The organism is Streptomyces sp. NPDC032198 (assembly GCF_040636975.1).
Taxonomy (GTDB): domain Bacteria; phylum Actinomycetota; class Actinomycetes; order Streptomycetales; family Streptomycetaceae; genus Streptomyces.
Map to the genome: position 1 here is coordinate 542,966 of NZ_JBEZVL010000002.1, position 21,286 is coordinate 564,251.

Genomic DNA, 21,286 nt, shown 5'->3' on the forward strand with positions numbered 1-21,286 from the left:
TGGTGCTGCGGGGCTGTGGGGTCCTGCTGCGGTGCTTGGCGGGGCTGTGGGGCTGGTTCGTCTGTGGGTGCGGTGCCGCGCCGGTATGTCCGTCCTCGCTATCGTCCGGTGGCCGCTCGGGTGCTTCGGGGCTGGAGTGCCGCGAACCGTGCTCCGGGCGGACATACCGGCACGTCCCCTCGCGAGCGCTGCCGGCCGCGGGTGCGTGTGGGGTGCTGCCCTTGCGTGATTGCCTCCGCTCGTTGATGTGGGGCGATCAAGGGGGAATCCGGGGAGCCCCGCTGCCGGGTCCGTGTGAGGGGATGCGAGTATGCCGCGATGAACGCAGAGGCTGAGTTGTACGTTCGGTATCAGTCCCCCGCGCGCCATCAGCGAGGGCATTTCACCGGGGTGTTCGGTCTGGTCAACGGGCTTGCCCGGGAGGGGAAGTTGACCGCCGAGCAGGAGCAGTTCCGGCGTACGAACAACGACTGGTACGACCGTGCTTATCCGGACCCCTCGACGATTGATCCCACTGTCTACGACCACGACGTGAACCCCCGCGCCGTCGCCTGGTTCAAGGTCACCGCCACCCATCTCATCGAGCGCGTCCCCGGCTATCTGGAGATTCTCGATGCGCACGGCGTCGAGTGCCGGGTGGTGCGGTCCTCGGATCCGGGGCGGGTTGTCTACGAGGACGAGTTCCAGGTGGTGGTCGTGCCCTACGAGGCGTAAGAGGTCTGCCGAGGTGTGAGCGGTCCGCCGGGAGTTATGAGGATCCTGTCAGGCCGCTGTCCGGATTCGGTCAGGGTCGCGCGGCCCCGCCTATGCTCAACGCCATGTGCGCTTTTGTCCTGGTCGCGGAGGATGACGAGAAACAGGCCGAGCTGGTCCGCCGCTATCTGGAGCGCGAGGGCCACACGGTCGCCGTCGTCCACGACGGGCGTGCCGCGATCGACGAGGTGCGGCGCAGGCCGCCGGACCTGCTCGTGCTCGACGTGATGATGCCGCGGGTCGACGGGCTCGGCGTCACCCGCGTCCTGCGGGGCGGGAACGGCCCCGCGGTCGGGATTCCCATCCTGATGCTGACCGCCCGTTCCACCGAGGACGATCTGCTGCTCGGCCTCGATCTCGGCGCCGACGACTATCTGACGAAGCCGTACAGCCCCCGCGAGCTGATGGCCCGCGTCCGTACGCTGCTGCGGCGCTCCCAGGGCACGCACCACCCCGTCGTCGAGGGTGCAGAGACCGTCTCGCGCGTTCTGCGGGTGGGTGGGCTCTCCGTCGATCCGGTGCGGCACGAGGTGACCGTCGACGGGCAGCTCGTGGAGTGCACACCGGGGGAGTTCGGGCTGCTCGCGGCGCTGGCCGCGGAGCCGGAGCGGGTCTTCACGCGGCCTCAGCTGCTGGATCGTATCCACGGGTCGTCCGGGTACATATCGGTGCGCACCGTCGACGTACACGTACTGAATCTGCGCAAGAAGATCGAGGTAGATCCGCGCAGGCCGCGCCATCTCGTGACGGTCTTCGGCGTCGGGTACAAGCTCACGGGCGCCGCTTTCGGCGCGGCCCTGGGGGCGGCGGCGCGTCGTGGCGCGTGACATACCGTTCCGCAAGAGCCTGTTGCCCCGGCTGCTCGCCGTCTCCGTGCTCGTCTCCGTCCTTTCGATCGCCGCCACCGCCTGGCTCGCCGCGCAGACCACCTCCGGCGCGATCCGGCAGGAGCAGGGGCAGGTCCTCGCCGATGACGCGCGCGTCTACGACGAGTTGCTCGGCCTCGCGGCGACCGCGCCCGGGTGGCGGGGTGCCGAGAAGACCGTGCGGGAGCTGGCCCGGCAGACCGGCCGCCGTATCGCCCTGACCACCCAGGACCGTGTCGTCATCGCCGATTCGCGGGGCGGGCGAGGCGGTGCGGGAGGCAAGGGGGCACCCGGTGCCGAGCTGCCGTCCAAGGCCTCGGCCGTCGTCGATCCGCTCGCCGTCGACGGGGCGCTGACCGCCGGTGCGGGGAGCGGTGACGAGGAGGGTGGGGACGGGGGCACCGCGGGTCCGGACCGTATCGATCCGCGTGCGGTGGGTCCCTTCCGGCTCTCGGGGCGGGAGCGGGGGGAGCTGGCGAAGGTGGCCGATGGCGTCGTGGGGTGCATGCACGACTTCGGGGTCGTCGCCCGTTCCGTCCAGGGGCCCGGCGGGCGCCCGCGTGTCGAGGCCGCCAACGACCCGAACCGGTTCCTGGACTTCACCTGCAACGACGCACGGCTCATCGTGCCCACCCGCACGGAGAGCAAGGCCCTCAAGAGGCTCAACGAGCTCACCAACGCGTGTCTGCGGCGCGGGGACGAGCCGTCCGTCGCGGTCGAGCTCGATCTGACGTGGCGGCGGACCGACGGAGGGCCGAGCCGCGCTGCCGGGGTGGTGGGGCCCGTCGGGTCGGGTATGGGCGCCGAATCTGGTCTTCGTATCGGGGGGCGGGCCGAACCGACGCCCACCGAGCCGCCCGATTCCGGTTCTGGTGCCGATTCTGGTGCCGATTCCGGTGCCGGTTCTGGTTCCGATGCCGCTCCCGCTCCCCGCTCCACTCCTGCCGAGCCAGGGAGTTCCACGGGGACGGGTGGCTCGAAGGGGGAGACGGGTGGTTCCGACGGTCGGCGCGCCCCCGTCGAGCCGAGCCGCGGCCCCGTCGAGCCGAGCCGCGCCGCCGCCGATCCGATGGACGGCGCCCGCGCCGCCGACACCAAGGCCGCAGCCTGCCTGAGCAGCGCCCGGCGCGAGCAGCTCGGGCCGTACGTCTCCGCGCCCGCGCTCCTCTTCGTCACCGCCTCCGATGGTTCGCGCACCGCGGCGGCCCGCGCGGGCGAGAGCTCGGGGTTCAGCCTCTCCGGTGCCAACACCGCCCGGCTCGCGGGGCTCTCGGCGGGCATCCTCGCGGTGACCGTCGCCGTGACGGCCTTCGCCGCGTCCCGGCTGACCCGCCCGCTGCGGGCGCTGACCGCCGCGACGCAGCGGATGAAGGCGGGCGAGGCGGCCGAACCCGTCACGGCGCGCTCGGCGGGATCGGCGGGGGAGATCCGACAGCTCGCCGACGCCTTCAACGACATGGCCGCCCACCGCAAGGCGCTGGAGCATCAACGCCAGGCCATGGTGAGCGACGTCGCGCACGAGCTGCGTACGCCGCTGTCCAACATCCGGGGCTGGCTGGAGGCGGCCGAGGACGGCGTGGTCGCCACCGACCCGGAGCTGGTCTCCTCGCTCCTCGAGGAAGCCGTGCTGCTCCAGCACATCGTCAACGACCTGCAGGATCTTGCCGCCGCCGACGCGGGCACCCTGCGGCTGCACCGGGAGCCCGTGCACGCGTCCGACGTCGTGGACCAGGTCGCTGCGGCGCACCAGGCGCGTGCCGAGGCGGCGGGCGTACGGCTGAGCGCGACGACGCTCGGCGATCCCTGCTTCACCGCCGATCCGCTCCGGCTTCGCCAGGCCATCGGCAACCTGGTCTCCAACGCGATCCGGCACACCCCGGCGGGCGGCAGCGTCACGATCGACTGCCGCGGCACGCTCGACGCGGTGGTGGTGGAGGTCGCCGACACCGGTACCGGCATCAGCCCCGAGGACCTGCCGCACGTCTTCGACCGCTTCTGGCGCGCGGACAAGTCGCGTACGCGGTCGACGGGCGGCAGTGGGCTCGGCCTCGCCATCGTCCGGCAGTTGGTGGAAGGGCACGGCGGGACGGTGACGGCGCGGAGCACCCCGGGGGAGGGGGCGGTGTTCACGGTGCGGGTGCCGTCGGAGCCGCCGTCGGAGCCGCTGGCCGATGCCGGTGGCCATGGGGGCGTCGCTGCGGGTGCGGAGTCCGAGTCACGGGCGGGGTGATGGGTGCCGGTGTGGGGGTTACCGGGAGATACCGGGGGATACCATTCCGGGACGTCTTCGCCGGGCCGTCCACGTGAGCGAATGGTGGGCGATCCATGGGCGATCCGTGGGTGATCCGTGAGCACCTGGTGTCGGAATGCGGGGCCGGAACGTGTGGCCAAGGCCCGTGGGTCGGTGCTTCCCGCTCGGGTACGGGGACGCCCGCGCGGGTACGGCGACACTCGCGCTGCTGCTCTCGTTCCGCGAGCACCTCAACTCCCCCACCCCGTTAGGGAGTTGAGGATGCATCGCAGAAACTGAGCGGGCCCGGCCGCAACGGTGACACTCCCCCGAGTTACGCGCTTGGCGCGAGTACCGGCGCGGCCGGGTCCGATGTAGTGATCCCATCAGGGCTCGCCAACCGATCGCTAACATGTGGCCAACGGTTGGCGGGAGATGGCGTGGACGTGCGGTGCGACGGGTTGCGGTTCGGGCTCCTGGGCGCGCCTGCGGTGTACGACGCCGAGGGCGAGCCGCAGCCCGTGCAGAGCGCCAAGGGCCGCGCCCTGCTGGCCGCGCTGCTGCTCGAACCGGGGCGGGTGGTCTCCGTCGACGCCCTCAAGGACGCGCTGTGGGGCGGCGCCCCGCCCGCGTCCGCGCACGCCTCGCTGCAGAACCACGTGACGCGGTTGCGCCGGCTCCTCGACGACCCGGAACGGCTGCGGGCGGTGCCTCCGGGGTACCGGCTGCGGGTGGCCGAGGGCGAGCTGGACGTACGGGTCTTCGAGCAGTTGGTCGCGCAGGCGCGGGTCGCTCATGCGGAACGTGACTGGGACGGCTGCGCGCGTGCCGCGTCCGGCGCGCTCGCCCTCTGGCGCGGCGCCCCGCTGGGCGGACTGCCCGCGGACACGGCGGGCCACGCGCTTGTGCCGCGCTTGGAGGAGGCGCGGCTGCTCGCCCTGGAGCTGCGGTACGACGCGGAGCTCGCGAGCGGGGCCGGCGACGGAGGGCTCGTGCCGGGGCTGGCGGAACTGGTCGCCGAGTATCCCTTGCGGGAGGCCTTCCACCGGCAGCTGATGCTGGTGCTGCACCGCACGGGCCGCCAGGCGGAAGCCCTCGCCGTCCACCGCGAGCTGCGACGCCGCCTGGTCGAGGAACTGGGCGTGGAACCGGGCGCCTCGGTACGGGAAGCACACCGCGAGGTACTCCAGGAACCTGCGGGCGCGGCGTTGACGGGGTCGGCTTCGGCTTCTTCGGGGGTGCGGTCGGGGGTCGGTGCTGGGGTCGGTTCGGGGTCCGCTTCGGGGGATGGTTTGGAGGGGTCCGCTGCTGCCGGGGCCGGTTCGGGGACCGCTGGCGGGGGTGTGCGTGGGGTGAGGTCGGGGCCCGCTGGCGGGGCGGGCTCGGGGTCCGTTGCGGGCGGTGCGCGTGGGGCAGGGTCGGGGTCCGCTGTCGGGGAGAGTTCAGGCTCCAGTGCCGGGGGTGCGCGTCGGACTGGCTCTGGCTCTGGTTTTGCTTCGGGGGCGGCTCGGGGGGTTGCTGCGGCGGCGCCTGCTTCGGGGGGCGTTCGTTCGGAGGGGGCTGCTCGGGGAGTTGCTTCGGAGGAGTCCGCTTCGGGGGATGGTTTCGCGGGGTCCGGCCTGGGGGGTGCCTCGGAGGGTGGTCGCTCGGCGGGGTCCGCTCCGGGAGGTGCTTCGGTGAGCTCTGCTTCAGGGGCCGACCCAGTGGGCGCCCCTGTGACCGCTCCGGGGCGTTCTGCCCCTGCGGGCACTACTCCGGCAGGTTCTGCCCCGACTGGCTCCGCGCCCGCAGGCTCCGCTCCGGCGGGCTCTGCCCCCGAAGGCGCTGCCTCGGCAAGTCCCGCCCCCGCAGGCTCCAGCTCGGCTGGTTCCGCGCCCACCGGCTCCGCCCCCGCGGCCGGTGCGATGGGCCTCGGTGGCGAGTTCCCCGCCGCCGCTGCCGGTCCGGCCTCACCGGCGCCCCTCGCCCCGAGCCCCGCCTCGCCCCCTCCCTCGGGAACCTCAGGCCCCGCCCCCGCAAGCCCTGCCCCTACCGCCCCCGCACGCGTATCCACCCGTCCCGCCCAACTCCCTCCGTCCCCGCCCCACTTCACCGGCCGCGAGGAAGTGGTGCGGTCGCTCGCGCGGCTCCTGGCCGGGCAGCGCGCCGGTGGCGATGGCGACACGCTCGACCAGATGAGCAGCACCGCACCCTCCGACGCTGCACCCTCCGACGCCGCACGCCCCAGCACCGCACCCCCCAGCACCACCCCTCCCGTAGCCGTCCTGTCCGGCATGGCTGGTGTGGGGAAGAGCGCCCTTGCCCTGCATGTGGCGCACCGCCTGCGGGAGCATTTCCCCGACGGGCAGCTCTACGTCAATCTGCGCGGGGCCACCCCCGGGATGACGCCCCTCACGCCCGGCCAGGCGCTCGCCGCCCTGCTGCGGGATCTCGGGATCGAGTCGAGTCACAGCCCCGAACACCCGGACGCAGCAGCCGCGTTGCTCCGTTCTCTGCTCGCGCCCACCCGCACCCTGCTGGTCCTGGACGACGCGGCGACCGCCGCTCAGGTACGCCCGCTGCTGCCCGCCGGGACCGGCTGCGCGGTCATCGTCACCAGCCGTTCGCCGCTCACCGCGCTCGACGGGGCCGGACGTTTCCCGCTGGAGCCGCTCTCCGAGGGGGACAGCGTCGCCCTGCTGCGCGCCGTCTCCGGGCGCGCGGGGCTCGACGCCGGGCACCCCCTGGTCGAACTCGCGGGCCGCCTGCCGCTGGCCCTGCGGATCATCGCGGCCCGTCTCGCCGCCCGCCGCGCGCTCACCCCCGACGCCCTCGCCGAACTCCTCACCGTCAGCGGCGGACGCCTGCACCACCTGGAACACGACGACCTGAGCGTCCGGCGCTCGCTCGCCGTGGCTCTGGACGCGCTGCGTACGGCCGAGCGCGAGTCCGACCGGGACGCGGCCGCCGCCCTCGCCGCGATCGGCGCGCTGGACCTTCCGGCGTACGGAGTCCCCCTCGTCGCCCGCCTGTTGGGTGTGGAGGAATGGCGCGCGGGGGCCGCGCTCGACCGGCTCGTCGACGTGGCGCTGCTCGACGAGACGGCCTACGGCCGCTATGCCCCGCACGACCTCGTACGCGACTTCGCCCGGGAGGCGGCCCACCAGGACGGGGCGGGATCGGCGGACGTCGTGGAATCGGCGCTGCGGTGGTACGCGGAGTCGGCACGGCAGACCCTGCTCGCGATCATGCCGGAGGGGCTCGACCGCGACGACCGCCTCGGCGACCTCCCGGACGGCGTGCTGCCCCAGCAGCACACGACCGATGGCCGTGCGGACACTGCCGACGTCACCGCAGGCCCCGCCCACGCCGACGACCCCGCCCACCACTCTCCCGTTCCCCCCGTCCCTCCGATGTCCACCGACGACGCCTTCGCCTGGGGCGACACCGAGCTTGCCAACGTCATCGCCCTCGCCGAACGCCACGGCCGTGAATCCGCCCTCCTGCCCGTGCTGGTCCGCTGTTTCTTCTCGTACCTCAAGCGCCGTGGACGGCTCGCCGAGGCGGGGCTCCTCAACCGGCTCGCGGTGACCGCCGCTCGCCGATGGAAGGACACCGCGGCCGAGGCCCAGGCCCTCACCGACCTCGCGGGGCTCAACTACGTTTCGGGGCGCAGCAGCACGGCGCTCGACCTGATCGACGAGGCCCTCGACCTGTGGCAGCAGCTCGGCCGCATGTCGTGCGTCCACCGAGGCGTCATCAACCGCGGCCTCCTCCTCGAAGCGCTCGGCCGCTACGAGGAGTCGGCCGAGGCCCTGCGCCACAGCCTGGATCTCGCCAAGGCCATGGACGACCCGCTGAGCGAGGCGTTCGCCCTCAGCACCCTGGGTAACGTCTACGAGCACACCGACGCGCGCGCCGCGATCTCCTACTACGAGCGGAGCCTGGCGATCGGCGAGACCCTCGGGCACGCGGGTCTGCGGCAGGAGGTCCATTGCGACATGGGCAACGCCCACCTCGCGCTCGACGAACCGGACGTGGCGCTCAGGCACTTCGAGGAGAGCCTGCGCATCCATGGCGTGGCCGAGGACTGGCACAACGAGTCCAAGGTGCGCCTCGGCATCGTCCGCGCCCTGCGCGAGACGTCCCGCACGCGGGACGCGGAACGCGAGTGCACGGGCCTCCTGGAGCGTGCGGAGCAGCGGGCCGACGCCCATATGGCGGGTCTGGCCCGCCACCAGCGCGGGCTTCTGCTGTACGCGGAGGGGCGAGCCGAAGAGGCGTACGCGCAGTGGAGGTCGGCGCTCGCGTCGCTGGACGGCACGGACAGCAGCGAGGTGGTCGACGAGCTGAAGAGCTTGCTGGCGGGTTCGCCGGAGACGGGCTGAAGCCGCCCCGGCCGGGGATGGGGATGGGGATGGGGATGGGGATGGGGTGGGAGCCGGCTCCTGCTCGATCTGACCTGCCCGTGGGCTACTTCGCGTCCGCGTAGCACTCCACCACGGCGACGGTGAACGGGAAGCGCACCGGGGTCTCGCCGAACGTGATGCGTCCCGCCAGGTCTCCGGCAGCGCGGATCGCCGCCGTGACCGTCTCGGCCTCCTCCTGCGGGCAGTGCACGATGACCTCGTCGTGCTGGAAGAAGACCAGCTCGGCGCGGAGACCGGCCGCGGCGATGGACTGCCGCAGCGCGGCCAGCATCAGCAGGGCCCAGTCGGCGGCGCTGCCCTGGACGACGAAGTTACGGGTGAAACGGCCGCGGGCCCGGGTGTTGCTGGAGGCGTACCCAGGAGTGAACTCACCGTCCTGGGACGGGAGTTCGGCGGACTCCTCCGGCGGCTGCGGGATGCCCGCCTCGTCGAAGTCCTCCGCGCCGGCCGCCGGCGGACTCGTCCGGCCGAGCCAGGTCCGTACGAGCCGGCCCTCCTCGCCCGCCCTCGCCGCGTCGTCGACGTACGCGACCGCGGCGGGGAACCTGCGGCGCAGCGCCGCCAGGTTCTTCAGGCCGTCGCCCGACGTCTGCCCGTACACGGCACCGAGGAGTGCGATCTTGGCGTGGTCGCGGTCGCCGGAGAACGCGCGGTCCGAGAGGCGCGTGTAGAGGTCCTCGTGGCTGCCGGCCACCTCCATCAGGCCCCGGTCGCGGGAGATCGCGGCGAGGACCCGCGGCTCCATCTGGTCGGCGTCGGCGACGACGAGCCGCCAGCCTGGGTCGGCCACCACCGCACGACGGATGATCTTGGGGATCTGCAGCGCGCCGCCGCCGTTCGTGGTCCAGCGGCCGCTGACGGTGCCGCCCGGGGTGTACTCGGGCCGGAAGCGGCCGTCGCGCACCCAGTCCTGGAGCCAGCTCCAGCCGTGCGCCGTCCAGATCCGATACAGCTTCTTGTACTCGATGAGGGGCCGCACGGCCGGATGGTCGATCTCCTCCAGCGCCCAGCGGCGGGTGGACTTGATCCTGATCCCGGCCTGGGCGAAGGCCTTGATGACGTCGTTCGGCAGGTCGGGGCGGACACGGCGGCCGAAGGCGGCGGAGATCTCGTCGGCGAGCTCGGCGAGGCGGCGGGGTTCGGACGCGCCCGCGTTCCTGCCGCCGCCCGCGTACCGCTCGCCGAGGAGTTCGGTGAGCAGGGCGTGGTGGACATCGGCGCGCCAGGGCAGGCCCGCCACGTTCATCTCGGCGGCCACCAGCATGCCGGCCGACTCGGCCGCCGTGAGCAGCCGCATCCTGCCGGGGTGCTCGGCGGCCCCGTGTCTTCGCTGCTGCGCGGCATACACCTCCAGGAGGGCGTCGAAGGGCAGCGATGTCACGGGGGAGGGCTCGAAGAGGGAGTCCTGGGCGCCGGGAGCAGCGGCTCTGGGGGGAGGGTCGGCCGGGACCGGGGCGTTGTGCAGCCGCGCCCAGGCTGCCGCGGCCGAGCGGGGCTCGCCGAGGCGGCCCTCGTGACCGAGGAGGAGCAGCTCGGCGTCCTCGATGTCATAGCAGCGGTTCACCCGGACGCCCGCCGCGAGCAGCGCGGGATAGATCTCGGCGGTGGACCGCCAGACCCAGCGGCTCGCGTCGGGTCTGTCGCGCACGGCCTTGGCGAGGTCCGGCTCGTGCCGGACCGGGCCCGAGGGCAGGCCGTCTTCCCCGAGGGGGGCGAGGGTGGCGCCGCCGGCCTCGGTGGCGGCGAGGGCCCACCTTTCGGTCATGCGGTCGAGTGTGTCAGCAGGCACTGACAATGCGGCGGAGGGCTTGTTACGGGGGAGGGGCGGGGGTCGGTCCGGGGTGCGAGGTCGGTCCGGGGTGCGGGGCGCCCCACGTCCGGCCCCACGTCCTGCCCCACGTCCGGGCGCCCCACGTCCGGGCACCCCACGCCTGGGTGCCCCGACATGCGAGGGGCGCCCGGCGCTGCGAGGCTCGGAGCCATGAGAGTGGCCCTTGCGCAGACCGACTGTGTCCTCGGCGAGGTGGACGAGAACCTCGCGGAGGCCCGGGACCAGATCGGCCAGGCGGCGGCGCAGGGCGCCGACCTCGTCGTCTTCCCCGAGCTGAGTCTGCACGGGTACCACTTGGGCGGCCTCGCGCAGGACACGTCCGTGGAAGCGACGGACCGCCGCCTCCTGGAACTCTCCGCCGCCGGTCCCGACGTGATCGTAGGCCTGCACGAGCACACGAGCCTGCGCGCGTACAACACGTCCGCGTACTACGCGGACGGCCAACTCCTCCATGCCCACCGGAAGTTGTACCTGCCGAACTACCTGGCCTGGGAGGAGCGCAAGCACGTCAGCCCCGGTCAGCACCTGCGTGCGTACGACCTGCCGGGCGGGCACGGCCGCGCCGCGACGCTCGTCTGCAACGACGCGTGGCAGCCGGTGCTTCCGTGGCTGGCCGTGCAGGACGGTGCCGAGGTCATCGTCGTCCCCACGAACAGCGCGGCGAGCCTGGATCCGGAGGCGATGGACACGGGCCTGTACTGGGACACCCTTCTCTCCTACACGGCCCGCATGCTCCAGTGCTGGGTGGTGTTCGTGAACCGGGTCGGTAACGAGAACGGGGCTTCGTTCTGGGGCGGTTCACGGGTGGTGGACCCGCGGGGCACGGTCGTCGCGCAGGCGCCGAAGTGGGAGCCGGGTCTGGTGACCGTCGACATCGACGTCCACGAGGCGCGGCGGCAGCGGCGGGCGGTGCCGCTTGTCGCTGAGGCGCGGCTGGGGCTGGTCGACCGGGAGGTACGACGCCTGATCGACGAGGGCGGCGACAGCTAGGGCCTTGGCGGCGGGCGGGACGGTGCGGGTCGCCCTGCGGCGGGTGGGGCTGACCCGGGCCCCGCTGCTGGGCGCTGCCGAACGGGCCTCTCCCACTCACCCGCCCGATTGCCCCGCAGCCACCCCCGAACGAACAAGCTCTCCCGTCCGCCCACCCGCACCCGGCTCACTCACCTGCCCCGCAGCGGCAAAGGGGTGAGCAGGTGAGTGAGCCGGGTGCGGGTGGGTGGGGCCGGACCCTCAGCGCCGCCGTACCCCCAGTACCCCCGAGCCCACCCCCACCACCGCGCAGACCCCCGCGGCCAGCCCCACCATGTCCCACGGCACCGTCATCCCCGCCGGTGCCGACAGGCGGGTCAGGCCCGCGGTCAGTGTGGCCAGATTGAGGAGGGTCACCGCCAGGCCCAGGACCGTGCCCACTCCCACCGCCAGCAGGGCCTCCCCGGCGATCACCAGGCGTACCTGGCCCCGCGTGGCCCCGGCCATCCGCAGCGAGCGCAGCTCAGGGCCCCGTACCGATGTGGCCATCAGCAGCGTTCCCGCCAGGGAGATGGACGTGTAGACCAACGCGATACCCAGCAGCATCAGCAGCCCCAGCCGCGTCTGCGGCTTCGTCGCCGGATGCGTGTCCGTCAGCCATTCCTCCGCCGTGCGCACCCGAAGCCCCCCGCCCCCGATCCGCTCCCGCAGCGCCCCCGCCACCGCACCCCGGTCCGCCCCATCCCGTAGCCCCACGTCAACACGGTCCACCACAGCGGCAGCCCCGTTCGCCGACGTGACGTACGCCCCGTTGTCACCGGTACCCCGCGCCAGCACCGCGACGATCCGCAGCCGCACGGCCCTGCCGTCCCCGAGCCACACGTCGACCCACTCGCCCACGCGCCGCCGCTCCCACTCCTCGTTGACGACGATCGAGCGGTCGTCGAGATCGCGTACGTCCCCCGCCACCACCGGAAGCCGCGAGACCGAGGCGAGCGCGGCCGGATCGCTCACGGCCCGCGCCTCCGACCGGATCAGCGCCGTGCCTTCCTCCCGTACGAACACGGCAGTGGAAGCGGACGACGCGGCCACCCGCACCCCCTCCACCCCCTCCACCCTCTCCGTCAGATCCACCCTCTCCGTGCGGCTCAACTCAGCGCCCGTCAACACCAGTTCAGCCCCAGTACGCTGCCGCGCCTCCGCCGCTCTCGCCTCGCCCGCCGTCTCCGCCGAGCCCAGCAGCGAACCCGCGAGGGCCACCGTCACCAGGACCGGCGCGGCGACAGCGGCGGTGCGTCGCACGGACGCGGCGGAGTTCTCGCGGACCAGGAGCCCGATCGCGCCCGGCAGCCGGACGGCGCGCAGGACGGGACGTACCAGAAGGGGAGTGAGTGCGGCGAGCGCGGTGATCAGGATCATCGGCTGGGTCGTGTACGTCTTCCGCTTCATCAGCGCGGACGGATCGCTCCACAGGGTCCAGCCCAGCAGCCCGACGCCCGCCGCGAGCAGCGCGCCGCCCACGATCCGCCGGCTCCACGGCATGACGCCGGTATCGACGGACGCGTCCCGCAGTGCGTCGACGGGACCCACGCGTCCCGCCCGCCGCGAGGCGGTCCACGCCCCGGAGAAGGCCACCGTCACGCCGACCCAGAAAGCGAGGTGGTACGGCCAGACCGCCCCGCCGATCGCGAACCACTCCGGAGCGATCTCCGCGTCCACCAGCGCGTCGGCGAGCATCGGCGCGCCCCAGGCCCCCAGCAGGCACCCGACGCCGGAGGCCACGGCGCCCACCGTGAGCGCCTCCGCGAGCAGCATCCTGCGGACCTGCCCCGGCGTCGCTCCGGCCATCCGCAGCAGCCCGAACTCGCGGCGCCGCAACGCCACGACGAAGGCGAAGGTGGACGCGGTGACGAAGACGGACACGAACGCGGACACCCCGCCCGCCGTCCCCAGGAAGGAGTTCACCGCCACCAGGGCCTGCGCGTCCCGCTCCGGCTCCGGATCGGCGAGCCGCCGCTCGCCCCCGGTGAGGACGCGCGCCCGGTCGCCGACGACTCTCCGTACGTCCCCAACCGGGGCATCCACGCCCACCGCATCCCTTTTCGCCCCGTCCAGCCGGACGGGACCGAGGCGGCGTAGGTCGCGCAGAAGTTCGATATCCACAGGGTGTGGATGAGCGAGCGGCTTTGATACGTGTGCGGTGCCGGGGCCGCGTTTCACCGGGACGGTCAGGGTGTTCTGCCCCATGACGACCACGGGTGACCCGCTGAACCGCACGGGCTCCCGCTCCGGGGCGCCGAAGGACGAGGCCAGCCCGAGCCCCATCGCGGCGGTGAGCGCCACGCCGAGCGCGACGGCGACGAACGCACCGAGGAGTCCCGCCCAGCGGCTACGGAGGGAGGCGAGGAACATCACCGGCCACCCACGACGACCGACGCAGAACCCACACCTACGGAACGCCCGCCACCGCCACCGGCACCGTCACCCGCACCCGCACCCGCACCCGCAGAACGGCCGCCACCCCCGCCCCCCAGCTCAAGCCCCGCCATCCGCCGGGCCACCTCCCCCGCATCCGGCGCGAGCACCTCGTCGGACACCCGTCCGTCCACCAGGAAAACCACCCGGTCCGCATACGACGCCGCCACGGGATCGTGCGTGACCATCACAGTCGTCTGGCCCTCCCCGTCCACCAACTCCCGCAGCAACGACAGGACTTCGCGGCTGGTCGTCGTGTCCAGCGCGCCCGTCGGCTCGTCGCCGAAGAGCACCGCGGGGCGTGTGACGAGTGCCCGCGCCAGCGCCACCCGTTGCTGCTGGCCGCCCGAAAGCTCACCCGGCCGGTGCCGGGCGCGGTCGGCGAGGCCCACCCGGCCCAGCGCGTCCCTCACCTCCGTACGCGAGGGCCTGCGCCCCGCGAGCCGCAGCGGCAGGGCGACGTTCTGGGCGGCGGTCAGGGACGGAAGGAGGTTGAAGGACTGGAAGACGAAGCCGATGCGGTCCCGCCGCAGCAGGGTCAGCCGCCGCTCGCTCAGCCCCGTCAGCTCCGTGCCGCCCACCTCGACCGTCCCGGACGCCGGCCGGTCGAGTCCGGCGGCGCACTGCAGCAGCGTCGACTTGCCGGAGCCGGAGGGCCCCATGATCGCGGTGAAGGTACCGGCACGTATCGCGAGGTCGACGCCGTCGAGGGCGGTCACATCGCGGTAGCGGCGGTGGACGGCGGTGAGCCGTACGGCAGTTGAGGTCATGCCTCAACCCAACCGCCCGCGGCCCCGCCGGGCACGACCACTGGGGGGCGTCCCGGGGGTAGGGCCAGCCATACCCTTGACGTATGGATCCGGTGACCGAGGTGATCGACAAGGCGTTCGCGGCAGCGCTGTACGCGGACGGCGACGAGGGCCTCGACACCGGCGCGTCCCTCCTCGCGGCGGCCCCCGACGCCGACGCCGAGCTGCGGCGCAGGGGCGAGGAGCTGGTGCGCCGCGCGTGGGAGCGGGGCTGGCAGCCGGCGGACGTCATACGCATGGTCGGCCGCGCCCAGGACGACATCGCCCACGGCGCCGACCGCACCCAGCAGACGCAGCTCGCCGCCGGCCTGATCACCACGGAGACCCGGCGGTACGGCGACACGCTGCCGCCCCGCTGGCAGGCGCAGCTGGCCGAGCTGGCCGAGCCGGCATCGCAGGGCAGCCATCGGCCCGATCGCTTCTCCCGGGCCACCGCCACCCTCGCCCTCTACCGCCTCCTCCTGCGCCTGCCCGCGATCGAGCCCGTCGGTCCCGCACCCGGCACCCCGGTCCACGCGCCCCCGCTTCCCGGCCACGAGGAGCCCCGCATCCTCACCCGTATCCGGGCTCTCCTCGCCAAGGCGGAGGCCACCGGGTTTCCCGAGGAGGCGGAGGCGCTCACCGCCAAGGCGCAGGAGCTGATGGCGCGGCACACCATCGACGAGGCCCTGCTCGCGTCCCGTACCCACGCCAAGGACGCTCCGGGGGCCTGCCGCATCGGCGTGGACGCCCCCTACGAGACGGCGAAGGCGATCCTCCTGGACGCGGTGGCCACCGCGAACCGTTGCCGTGCGGTGTGGAACGAGGCGTACGGCTTCTCGACCGTCGTCGGCTTCGAGCCCGACCTGGAAGTGGTCGAACTCCTCCACACCTCCCTCCTCGTACAGGGAACGGCGGCGATGACGAAGGCGGAGGCGGGGCAGCGCGCGGGCGGCCGGAAACGCACGAAGGTGTTCCGTCAGGCCTTCCTCCTGGCGTACGCGAACCGCCTCGGGGCGCGTCTCACGGCCGCGGCGGAGGATGTCACCGCGGAGTCCCCGGACGCGGGCGAGCTGCTGCCCGTCCTGGCCGCCAGGGACGTGGCCGTCACGTCCCACACCGAGCGGATGTTCCCGGAGACCACCACCACCCGGGTGCGGGGCGCGACGGACCACGAGGGCTGGACGCACGGAACGGCGGCGGCGGACGAGGCACAGATGGCCCCGGGCAGGCGCCGCCTCACCTGAGAAGTCCCGCGCGGCAAGGCTGGGTTCCGGTCCTGGACCCCGAGAACTCCGTGAGTACGACGCCGTGCAGGTATGTGAGAGGGAGGGCGTCTTGGCCCCGCCCCCTTCGAGCCCTCGCCCCCTTCGAGCGGACCCGCACCAAAACCCCCTCCCGCCTCCCGTCGCGGTTCTGCCCTATATGCCCCGTATCATCACAGAGTGACCTGGCTCCGAGCGCTGAAGGAGACCGCTCGCTCGGGCCTGACCGTCGAGCGGAAGCGCCTCGAACCCCTCATCGCGCTCCGTGGCGCAGCCGGCCTCGCCGTCATCATCGGCGTGAGCCTCACCCTCTTCGGTCCCGCCGTGGCCGCCAGCTCGGCGTTCGGTGCCTTCCAGGCCGCCATCGCCACCTTCCAGCGCAGCTGGCGCCCCCGCCCGGAGCTGGCCCTGGCCTCCGGCACGAGCCTCGCCATCTCCACCTTCCTCGGCTACCTCACCGGCTCACACCTCCTGCTCTTCCTCGCCCTCCTCTGCCTCTGGACGTTCCTCTCGGGCCTGAGCTGGGCCGCGGGCCCGACCATCGGCATCATCGCCTCCTCCAACGTCGCGATCATGCTGGTCACGGTCACTCTCCCCGGCTCCCTCGCCGCCGCGGCCGGCCACGCCGCGATGATGGTGGTGGGCGGCGCCGTCCAGGCCGCCCTCGTGGTCCTGTTTCCCGTACGCAGATGGGGCGCCCACCGGGATGCCCTCGCCGACGCGCTCGCGGCCGAGGCCGACTACGCCCGCCGCCTGCGCCACGACCCCCACGCCGACTTCGACCCCGAACCCCTGATGGCGGCCCGCGACGCGGCGACCGTCACCCCGCGCCAGGCCCGCACCCGCCCCGCCGAACTCCACGGCGCCCGCGGCGTCGCCGAACGCATCCGCCCGGTGCTCGCCTCCCTCGCCGACCCGGCGGTGGGCGTACCGGAGGAGGGCCCCGAACGCGACCGCGTACGCGAGATCCTGGCCGCGGCGGGCTCGATCCTGGACGCGGCGGCCAGGGCGATCCGGCAGGGCGAGCCGGTGAAGATCCCGCCCGCGGCCGTGGCGACCCTCCGGACCCCGGACACCGGGGCGATCCTCACGGGCCCGGCCCAGAGAGCGGCGAAACGCCTGGCGGCACTCCTGCGGGACGTACTCGAAACAGCAGGCAAGCCCCCCGGCAAGGCCGCAACCCTCACCACAAAAGCAACCCCGGAAGCGACAGGAGCCACAAGCCCTGCGGCGGCTACGGGGCCGGCGGATGCCACAGCGCCTACGGGTGCCACAGCGACCCCGGCCACCCCAGCCCCCACCCCCCTCCTCCGTCCCACCTTCCCCGCCCTGCTCCCCGCCGCTCTCCGGGCCATGCGGGGCGAGCTTCGGCGGCGGCATGAATCGCCCGTCACCCGCCACGCGATCCGCGTCACCGCAGTGGCCGCCGCGGGCTACCTGCTGGGCACCTGGCTACCCCTCGGTCACGGCTACTGGGCCCCCATGGCCTCCGTGATGGTGATGCGCCCGGACTTCTCACAGACGTACTCCCGCGCGGTGGCCCGCTTCGGCGGCACCCTCGTCGGCGTGGCCCTCGCCACCGGCATCGTGCAGCTCGCGCACCCCGACACCGGGCCCTCCGCGGCGCTCGCCGTGCTCTGCGCCGGGATGATGTACCTGCTGATGCGTACGGGGCAGGTCGCCGCCCAGGCCTGCGTCGCCGCGTACGTCGTGTTCCTGCTCGGCATGGGCGGCGAGCAGTGGACGCAGACGGTGCCGGAACGCGTCGTGCTCACCCTCCTCGGCGGCATCCTCGCGATGATCGCGTACGCCGTGTATCCGGCCTGGGAGACCCCCCGTCTGCGCAACCGCCTCGCCGACTGGCTCATCGCGGACGGCCGGTACGCCGCGGCCGTCGTCACCCGCTACGCCGACCCCGTCGGCAAGGCCTGCCCCGACGTCCGCGAGGCGCTCCTCGCCGCCCGCGACGCCCGCATCGCCTGGCAGGAGGCCGCCGCCCGCGCCAAGCACGAGCCGGTACGCCACCGCGGCCTCTCCCGCGCCGCGGCCGCCGACGCCGAGGACGCCCTCGCCCAACTCGGCCGCGTGGCCATGCTGATGGAGGCCCACCTCCCGGACCGCGACGCGACCCCCGTCCCCGCGGCCGACCGCCTCGCGGAGGCCCTGCGCAAGGCGACCGAGGACGGCGCGAAGGCCGTACGCGAGCGCCGCGTCCCGAAGTGGGAAGCCGTGCGCAAAGCCCTGGACGAGTGGGACGGAGAGGGCGTCCCCGACCGGGTCGTACGCAGGGGAGCGGGCCTCCTCCTGAGCACCCTGGAGGAGTTGTCGGACGCCCTGGACACAGCGCCACCGCCCATGCTCGTGGACGGCTCGGAAACAGCGACCCAGACAGAAACGGTCACACAGGCAGAACCAGGACCCCCCGCCCGAACAGAGACCGCCGCTCCAGCAGAGCCCCCCGCCTCAGCAGAGCCCCCCGCCCGAACGGACAGCGGGCCGCAGGGCCCCGATCAGGGTCCCGCGGCCCGTTAACCACGCCGTATCTCCGGAGTCCAGAGCCTCAGGACTCCGGAATGCCCGCCGTAGGCAGCCCGTCCGGCAGCTTTCCGCCCTTGGTCCTGGTGAACTGATCCTTGCCCGCGCCCTGCCAGGAGACCGTCATCGACGTCCCGTTGACCGACTCGACCGTGCCCTCGGTGCGGTCCGAGTCACCCTTGGCGCACTTGAGCCGGATCGTCTCGGCACCGGCGGTCCCGCTGCACAGGACGTTCTCCCCGAGCAGCGTCGCCTGCTTCCCGGCGATCACCAGCGCCAGCGGATTCCCGTCGGCGGTGGCGACCCAGCTGCCCTCGGAACTGCCGTCCTCGGCACCGGAATCCGCCCCGGAGTCCGCATCGGAGTCCGCCCCGCCCTCGTCCGGCGTCCCGGCCGAGGACCCTGCCGAGCCCTTGTCCTTGTCCTTGCCCTCGACCCCACCGTCGCCGCCGTCACTGCTGCAACCGGTCAGGACAAGGGCGGCGACAAGACCTGCCGCCGCGGTACCGATACGTACGTTCCGGACGTGCGTGCGCACTGAAATCCCCCTAGGACCAGGTCGGTGAATCGCGCGCCAAGCTACCAGGACGACTTGCGCACCCCGGGGAGGAATCCGGCGTGCGCTTGGTCACGCGGCTTCACCCTGGAAAGGCCGAACTTTCCATCAGACCCTCACCCCGCGCGGACGAGGAGTACGCCGGCGGGTGCGAGGCCTGGAAGCACCTGCCCCCTGCCTTCGACACCCTCCTCGAGGTCTGTTCGGCTCGCTGAACCACGCCGCCATCAGGTAGTCGCGTAAACGTTGGAACACCTAGGGCGTCCTGTGCGTCTCTACCTAGTACACGAACCCATGAACACGTACGCGGACTTGCAGGTGAGGCTTCGACCTGGACGGCGGTTCGCATGGCATGCGGGGGCTTCACGCAGGTGCTGACAGAGCTGTAATCAAGAGAGCACCCCGCGTGCACGTGCATCTGCCCATGCATCGGCATGTGAACACAGCTATGATCCGGGACAGTTGACCACTGCATCTAGAGCGATCTAGAGCCACACCAGGCACTGCACCACCACCGGGGAGCGACTGTGCATCACGTGTTTAACGGCATGGCCGCCACGGAGCTTCATGGGGTGGTCTGGGAGAAGAGCAGGCACAGCAACTCGCAGGGAGCCTGCGTGGAGTTCGCGAAACTGCCGGGCGGCGACGTCGCCGTACGGAACTCGCGGTTTCCCGAGGGGCCCGCGCTGGTCTACACGCGCGCCGAGATAGAGGCGATGCTGCTCGGGATGAAGGACGGGGAGTTCGACCACCTGATAGGTGGTTAGCCGACCGGTTGATCAGCCCCGCCGCTGAATGACGTTCACGCCACTGAACCCGTTCACGTCACTGAATCCGTGCGGGTCACGCGTCCCTGCGTCGGCCGCCGTCCACCCGCCGGGCCCCAGGCCCGCCAGACGCGACAGACCCGCCGGGCCCGAGGCCCGCTAGGCCAGCTGGAACAGCGCCCACACGACCTTGCCCCGCAGCGCGCCCGCGAGCGGGTGCCAGCCCCAGCTGTCGCTGAACGAGTCCACCAGGAACAGGCCGCGGCCCGACTCGGCCGAGAAGTCGTCGTCGGTCTCGCGCGTGACCGGACTGTCGTCACTGGGGTCGCGCACCGCGCACACCAGACGCGAGGTCCAGCGCATCAAGTGCAGCCGTACCGGCGGGCGGTGGTCGCGCGGGGTGTCCGACGGCAGGGCATGTCTGAGGGCGTTGGTGACCAGTTCGGAGACGACGAGGGCGATGTCGTCGAAGCGCTCTTCCAGTTCCCACTGACACAGCGTCTTGCGGGTGAACTGCCGTGCGCTGCCCACTGCTTCATAGCGGGCGGGCAGCGAGCAGGACGCGGCGCTGGAAACGGCTGAGGGGTCGAGTGGGGGAAGCCCCTGCCGTAACGGCTCGAGCATGGTCGATCCATTCGTCCCCATGCGAGGCACTCCCCGGTTTCGCGGTACATAGCGATGGAGCGGTGGTGCGGTCGGTACAGCGACGCTGCGACGCATCGGTACAGCTCGATGCGACGGTGATACAGCGGTGGCGCGCGGACCATGGTTCCGAATGCGTACAGCAGATGCAAGGGCAGATGCACGTGCACGCGCCGGACTTGGTCGCTCCCGTGCCACTTCTTGCCCATTTCTTCCTACGACTTCTTGTGGAGGACTTCCGAAGGCTTTCCGTTTCTGTAACCGAACGAGTACGGCCTGAAGCGTTTAATGGCAGACTGCTGGCTTCCAAGTGATGGGGAGGATTGAGCGAAGTGACCGCAGGGGAGTCGAGCGGCTCGGTCGTACGGCGCATGCTCCTTGGCTCGCAACTCAGGCGCCTGAGGGAATCGCGCGGCATCACCCGTGAAGCGGCCGGCTACTCGATCCGAGCCTCCGAATCGAAGATCAGCCGCATGGAGTTGGGACGGGTGAGCTTCAAGTCCAGGGATGTCGAGGACCTGTTGACGCTGTACGGCGTCAACGACGAGGCCGAGCGGGTCTCGCTGCTCTCGCTCGCCAAAGAAGCCAACCTCGCGGGCTGGTGGCACAGTTACTCGGACGTCCTGCCGGGCTGGTTCCAGACGTACGTGGGCCTCGAGGGCGCCGCTTCACTCATCCGTGTCTATGAAGTCCAGTTCGTCAACGGCCTGTTGCAGACAGAGGCCTACGCCCACGCGGTCGTCGCGCGCGGCATGAAGGGCGCGAGCAAGGCGGACGTCGAACGCCGTGTCGCCCTGCGCCTCGAACGGCAGAAGCTCCTCATCTCCGAGCGCGCCCCCCGCTTCCACTGCGTACTGGACGAAGCCGCGCTCCGACGCCCCTATGGCGACCGGGAAGTGATGCGGGGTCAGCTCCAGCACCTGATCGACATCTCCGAACGGCCGAATGTCACTCTTCAGGTCATGCCGTTCAGTTTCGGTGGGCACTCGGGCGAGAGCGGAGCGTTCACCATGCTGCGCTTCCCGGAGTCGGACCTGTCGGACGTCGTGTACGTGGAACAGCTGACCGGAGCCCTGTACCTCGACAAGCCCGAGGAAGTCGGCCAGTACGAGCGGGTGGTGGGCGAGTTGCAGGGCGACAGCCCGAATCCGGCCGATAGCCGGGATCTTCTACGAGGTCTGCTCCAACTGACGTGACCGG

General features: G+C 72.4%; 14 protein-coding genes and 1 pseudogene. 9 read left to right on the plus strand and 6 right to left on the minus strand.

Going from position 1 to position 21,286, the window contains the following annotated elements; genetic code table 11:
* The first annotated feature begins 318 nt into the window (after positions 1-318).
* The 4 genes from AB0E78_RS07645 to AB0E78_RS07660 all read left to right on the plus strand — a co-directional run bounded on the left by AB0E78_RS07645 (position 319) and on the right by AB0E78_RS07660 (position 8,216).
* Positions 319-714, plus strand: coding sequence for a hypothetical protein (locus AB0E78_RS07645; protein ID WP_361829326.1), 396 nt, complete (start codon positions 319-321; stop codon positions 712-714).
* A 104-nt stretch (positions 715-818) separates the two neighbouring features.
* Entirely contained in the window at positions 819-1,580 is a 762-nt protein-coding gene (locus AB0E78_RS07650; RefSeq protein ID WP_361829327.1) for a response regulator transcription factor, read from the plus strand.
* A complete protein-coding gene (locus AB0E78_RS07655; RefSeq protein ID WP_361829329.1) occupies positions 1,570-3,849 on the plus strand; it encodes an ATP-binding protein in 2,280 nt (759 codons plus the stop codon). Before AB0E78_RS07650 ends, AB0E78_RS07655 begins: the two co-directional genes overlap by 11 nt.
* A 491-nt stretch (positions 3,850-4,340) precedes the next feature.
* The gene (locus AB0E78_RS07660; protein WP_361829545.1) at positions 4,341-8,216 is read left to right on the plus strand and encodes a BTAD domain-containing putative transcriptional regulator; all 3,876 of its coding nucleotides are present in this window, start codon (positions 4,341-4,343) and stop codon (positions 8,214-8,216) included.
* Positions 8,217-8,301: 85 nt separating this feature from the next.
* Here AB0E78_RS07660 and AB0E78_RS07665 read toward each other — a convergent pair whose 3' ends face one another.
* The gene (locus tag AB0E78_RS07665) at positions 8,302-10,023 is read right to left on the minus strand and encodes a bifunctional 3'-5' exonuclease/DNA polymerase (protein WP_361829331.1); all 1,722 of its coding nucleotides are present in this window, start codon (positions 10,021-10,023) and stop codon (positions 8,302-8,304) included.
* Between the two features lie 216 nt (positions 10,024-10,239).
* On the opposite strand from AB0E78_RS07665, the gene AB0E78_RS07670 reads away from it, so the two are divergent.
* Positions 10,240-11,079: a nitrilase-related carbon-nitrogen hydrolase gene (locus tag AB0E78_RS07670; RefSeq protein ID WP_361829333.1), complete on the plus strand. Its 840-nt coding sequence runs from the start codon at positions 10,240-10,242 to the stop codon at positions 11,077-11,079.
* Between the two features lie 240 nt (positions 11,080-11,319).
* Here the strand turns inward: AB0E78_RS07670 and AB0E78_RS07675 are convergent, their stop codons facing one another.
* Both AB0E78_RS07675 and AB0E78_RS07680 read right to left on the minus strand, forming a co-directional pair.
* Positions 11,320-13,470 carry an ABC transporter permease gene (locus AB0E78_RS07675; RefSeq protein WP_361829335.1) on the minus strand — a complete coding sequence of 717 codons (2,151 nt, stop codon included), beginning with the start codon at positions 13,468-13,470 and terminating at the stop codon, positions 11,320-11,322.
* Positions 13,470-14,303: an ABC transporter ATP-binding protein gene (locus tag AB0E78_RS07680; RefSeq protein ID WP_361829337.1), complete on the minus strand. Its 834-nt coding sequence runs from the start codon at positions 14,301-14,303 to the stop codon at positions 13,470-13,472. The genes AB0E78_RS07675 and AB0E78_RS07680 overlap by 1 nt, the downstream gene beginning before the upstream one ends.
* 83 nt (positions 14,304-14,386) lie before the next feature.
* Here AB0E78_RS07680 and AB0E78_RS07685 point away from each other — a divergent pair, with 83 nt between their 5' ends.
* On the plus strand, positions 14,387-15,568 hold the full coding sequence (locus AB0E78_RS07685) for a DUF2786 domain-containing protein (protein ID WP_361829339.1): 1,182 nt from the start codon (positions 14,387-14,389) through the stop codon (positions 15,566-15,568).
* Positions 15,569-15,766: 198 nt separating this feature from the next.
* Complete coding sequence (locus AB0E78_RS07690) at positions 15,767-18,118, plus strand: FUSC family protein (RefSeq protein ID WP_361829341.1); 2,352 nt, start codon at positions 15,767-15,769, stop codon at positions 18,116-18,118.
* A gap of 28 nt (positions 18,119-18,146) precedes the next feature.
* Here the strand turns inward: AB0E78_RS07690 and AB0E78_RS07695 are convergent, their stop codons facing one another.
* Positions 18,147-18,659: a hypothetical protein gene (locus AB0E78_RS07695; protein WP_361829343.1), complete on the minus strand. Its 513-nt coding sequence runs from the start codon at positions 18,657-18,659 to the stop codon at positions 18,147-18,149.
* A gap of 41 nt (positions 18,660-18,700) precedes the next feature.
* Positions 18,701-18,809: pseudogene (locus tag AB0E78_RS07700) on the minus strand (30S ribosomal protein S14); the annotation flags it as partial.
* Between the two features lie 395 nt (positions 18,810-19,204).
* Between AB0E78_RS07700 and AB0E78_RS07705 the strand changes: the two are divergent.
* A complete protein-coding gene (locus tag AB0E78_RS07705; protein ID WP_361829345.1) occupies positions 19,205-19,444 on the plus strand; it encodes a DUF397 domain-containing protein in 240 nt (79 codons plus the stop codon).
* 159 nt (positions 19,445-19,603) lie between these two features.
* Here the strand turns inward: AB0E78_RS07705 and AB0E78_RS07710 are convergent, their stop codons facing one another.
* Positions 19,604-20,089 carry an ATP-binding protein gene (locus tag AB0E78_RS07710; RefSeq protein ID WP_361829347.1) on the minus strand — a complete coding sequence of 162 codons (486 nt, stop codon included), beginning with the start codon at positions 20,087-20,089 and terminating at the stop codon, positions 19,604-19,606.
* Positions 20,090-20,418: 329 nt separating this feature from the next.
* Here AB0E78_RS07710 and AB0E78_RS07715 point away from each other — a divergent pair, with 329 nt between their 5' ends.
* Positions 20,419-21,282: a helix-turn-helix transcriptional regulator gene (locus AB0E78_RS07715; protein WP_361829350.1), complete on the plus strand. Its 864-nt coding sequence runs from the start codon at positions 20,419-20,421 to the stop codon at positions 21,280-21,282.
* Positions 21,283-21,286 lie beyond the last annotated feature (4 nt).

Bases quoted from the DNA above. Each gene is read 5' to 3' on its own strand.
- AB0E78_RS07650 (WP_361829327.1), top strand. From the start codon at position 819: ATGTGCGCTTTTGTCCTGGTCGCGGAGGATGACGAGAAACAGGCCGAG.
- AB0E78_RS07710 (WP_361829347.1), bottom strand. From the start codon at position 20,089: ATGGGGACGAATGGATCGACCATGCTCGAGCCGTTACGGCAGGGGCTT.
- AB0E78_RS07685 (WP_361829339.1), top strand. From the start codon at position 14,387: ATGGATCCGGTGACCGAGGTGATCGACAAGGCGTTCGCGGCAGCGCTG.
- AB0E78_RS07665 (WP_361829331.1), bottom strand. From the start codon at position 10,023: ATGACCGAAAGGTGGGCCCTCGCCGCCACCGAGGCCGGCGGCGCCACC.
- AB0E78_RS07645 (WP_361829326.1), top strand. From the start codon at position 319: ATGAACGCAGAGGCTGAGTTGTACGTTCGGTATCAGTCCCCCGCGCGC.
- AB0E78_RS07680 (WP_361829337.1), bottom strand. From the start codon at position 14,303: ATGACCTCAACTGCCGTACGGCTCACCGCCGTCCACCGCCGCTACCGC.
- AB0E78_RS07675 (WP_361829335.1), bottom strand. From the start codon at position 13,470: ATGTTCCTCGCCTCCCTCCGTAGCCGCTGGGCGGGACTCCTCGGTGCG.
- AB0E78_RS07670 (WP_361829333.1), top strand. From the start codon at position 10,240: ATGAGAGTGGCCCTTGCGCAGACCGACTGTGTCCTCGGCGAGGTGGAC.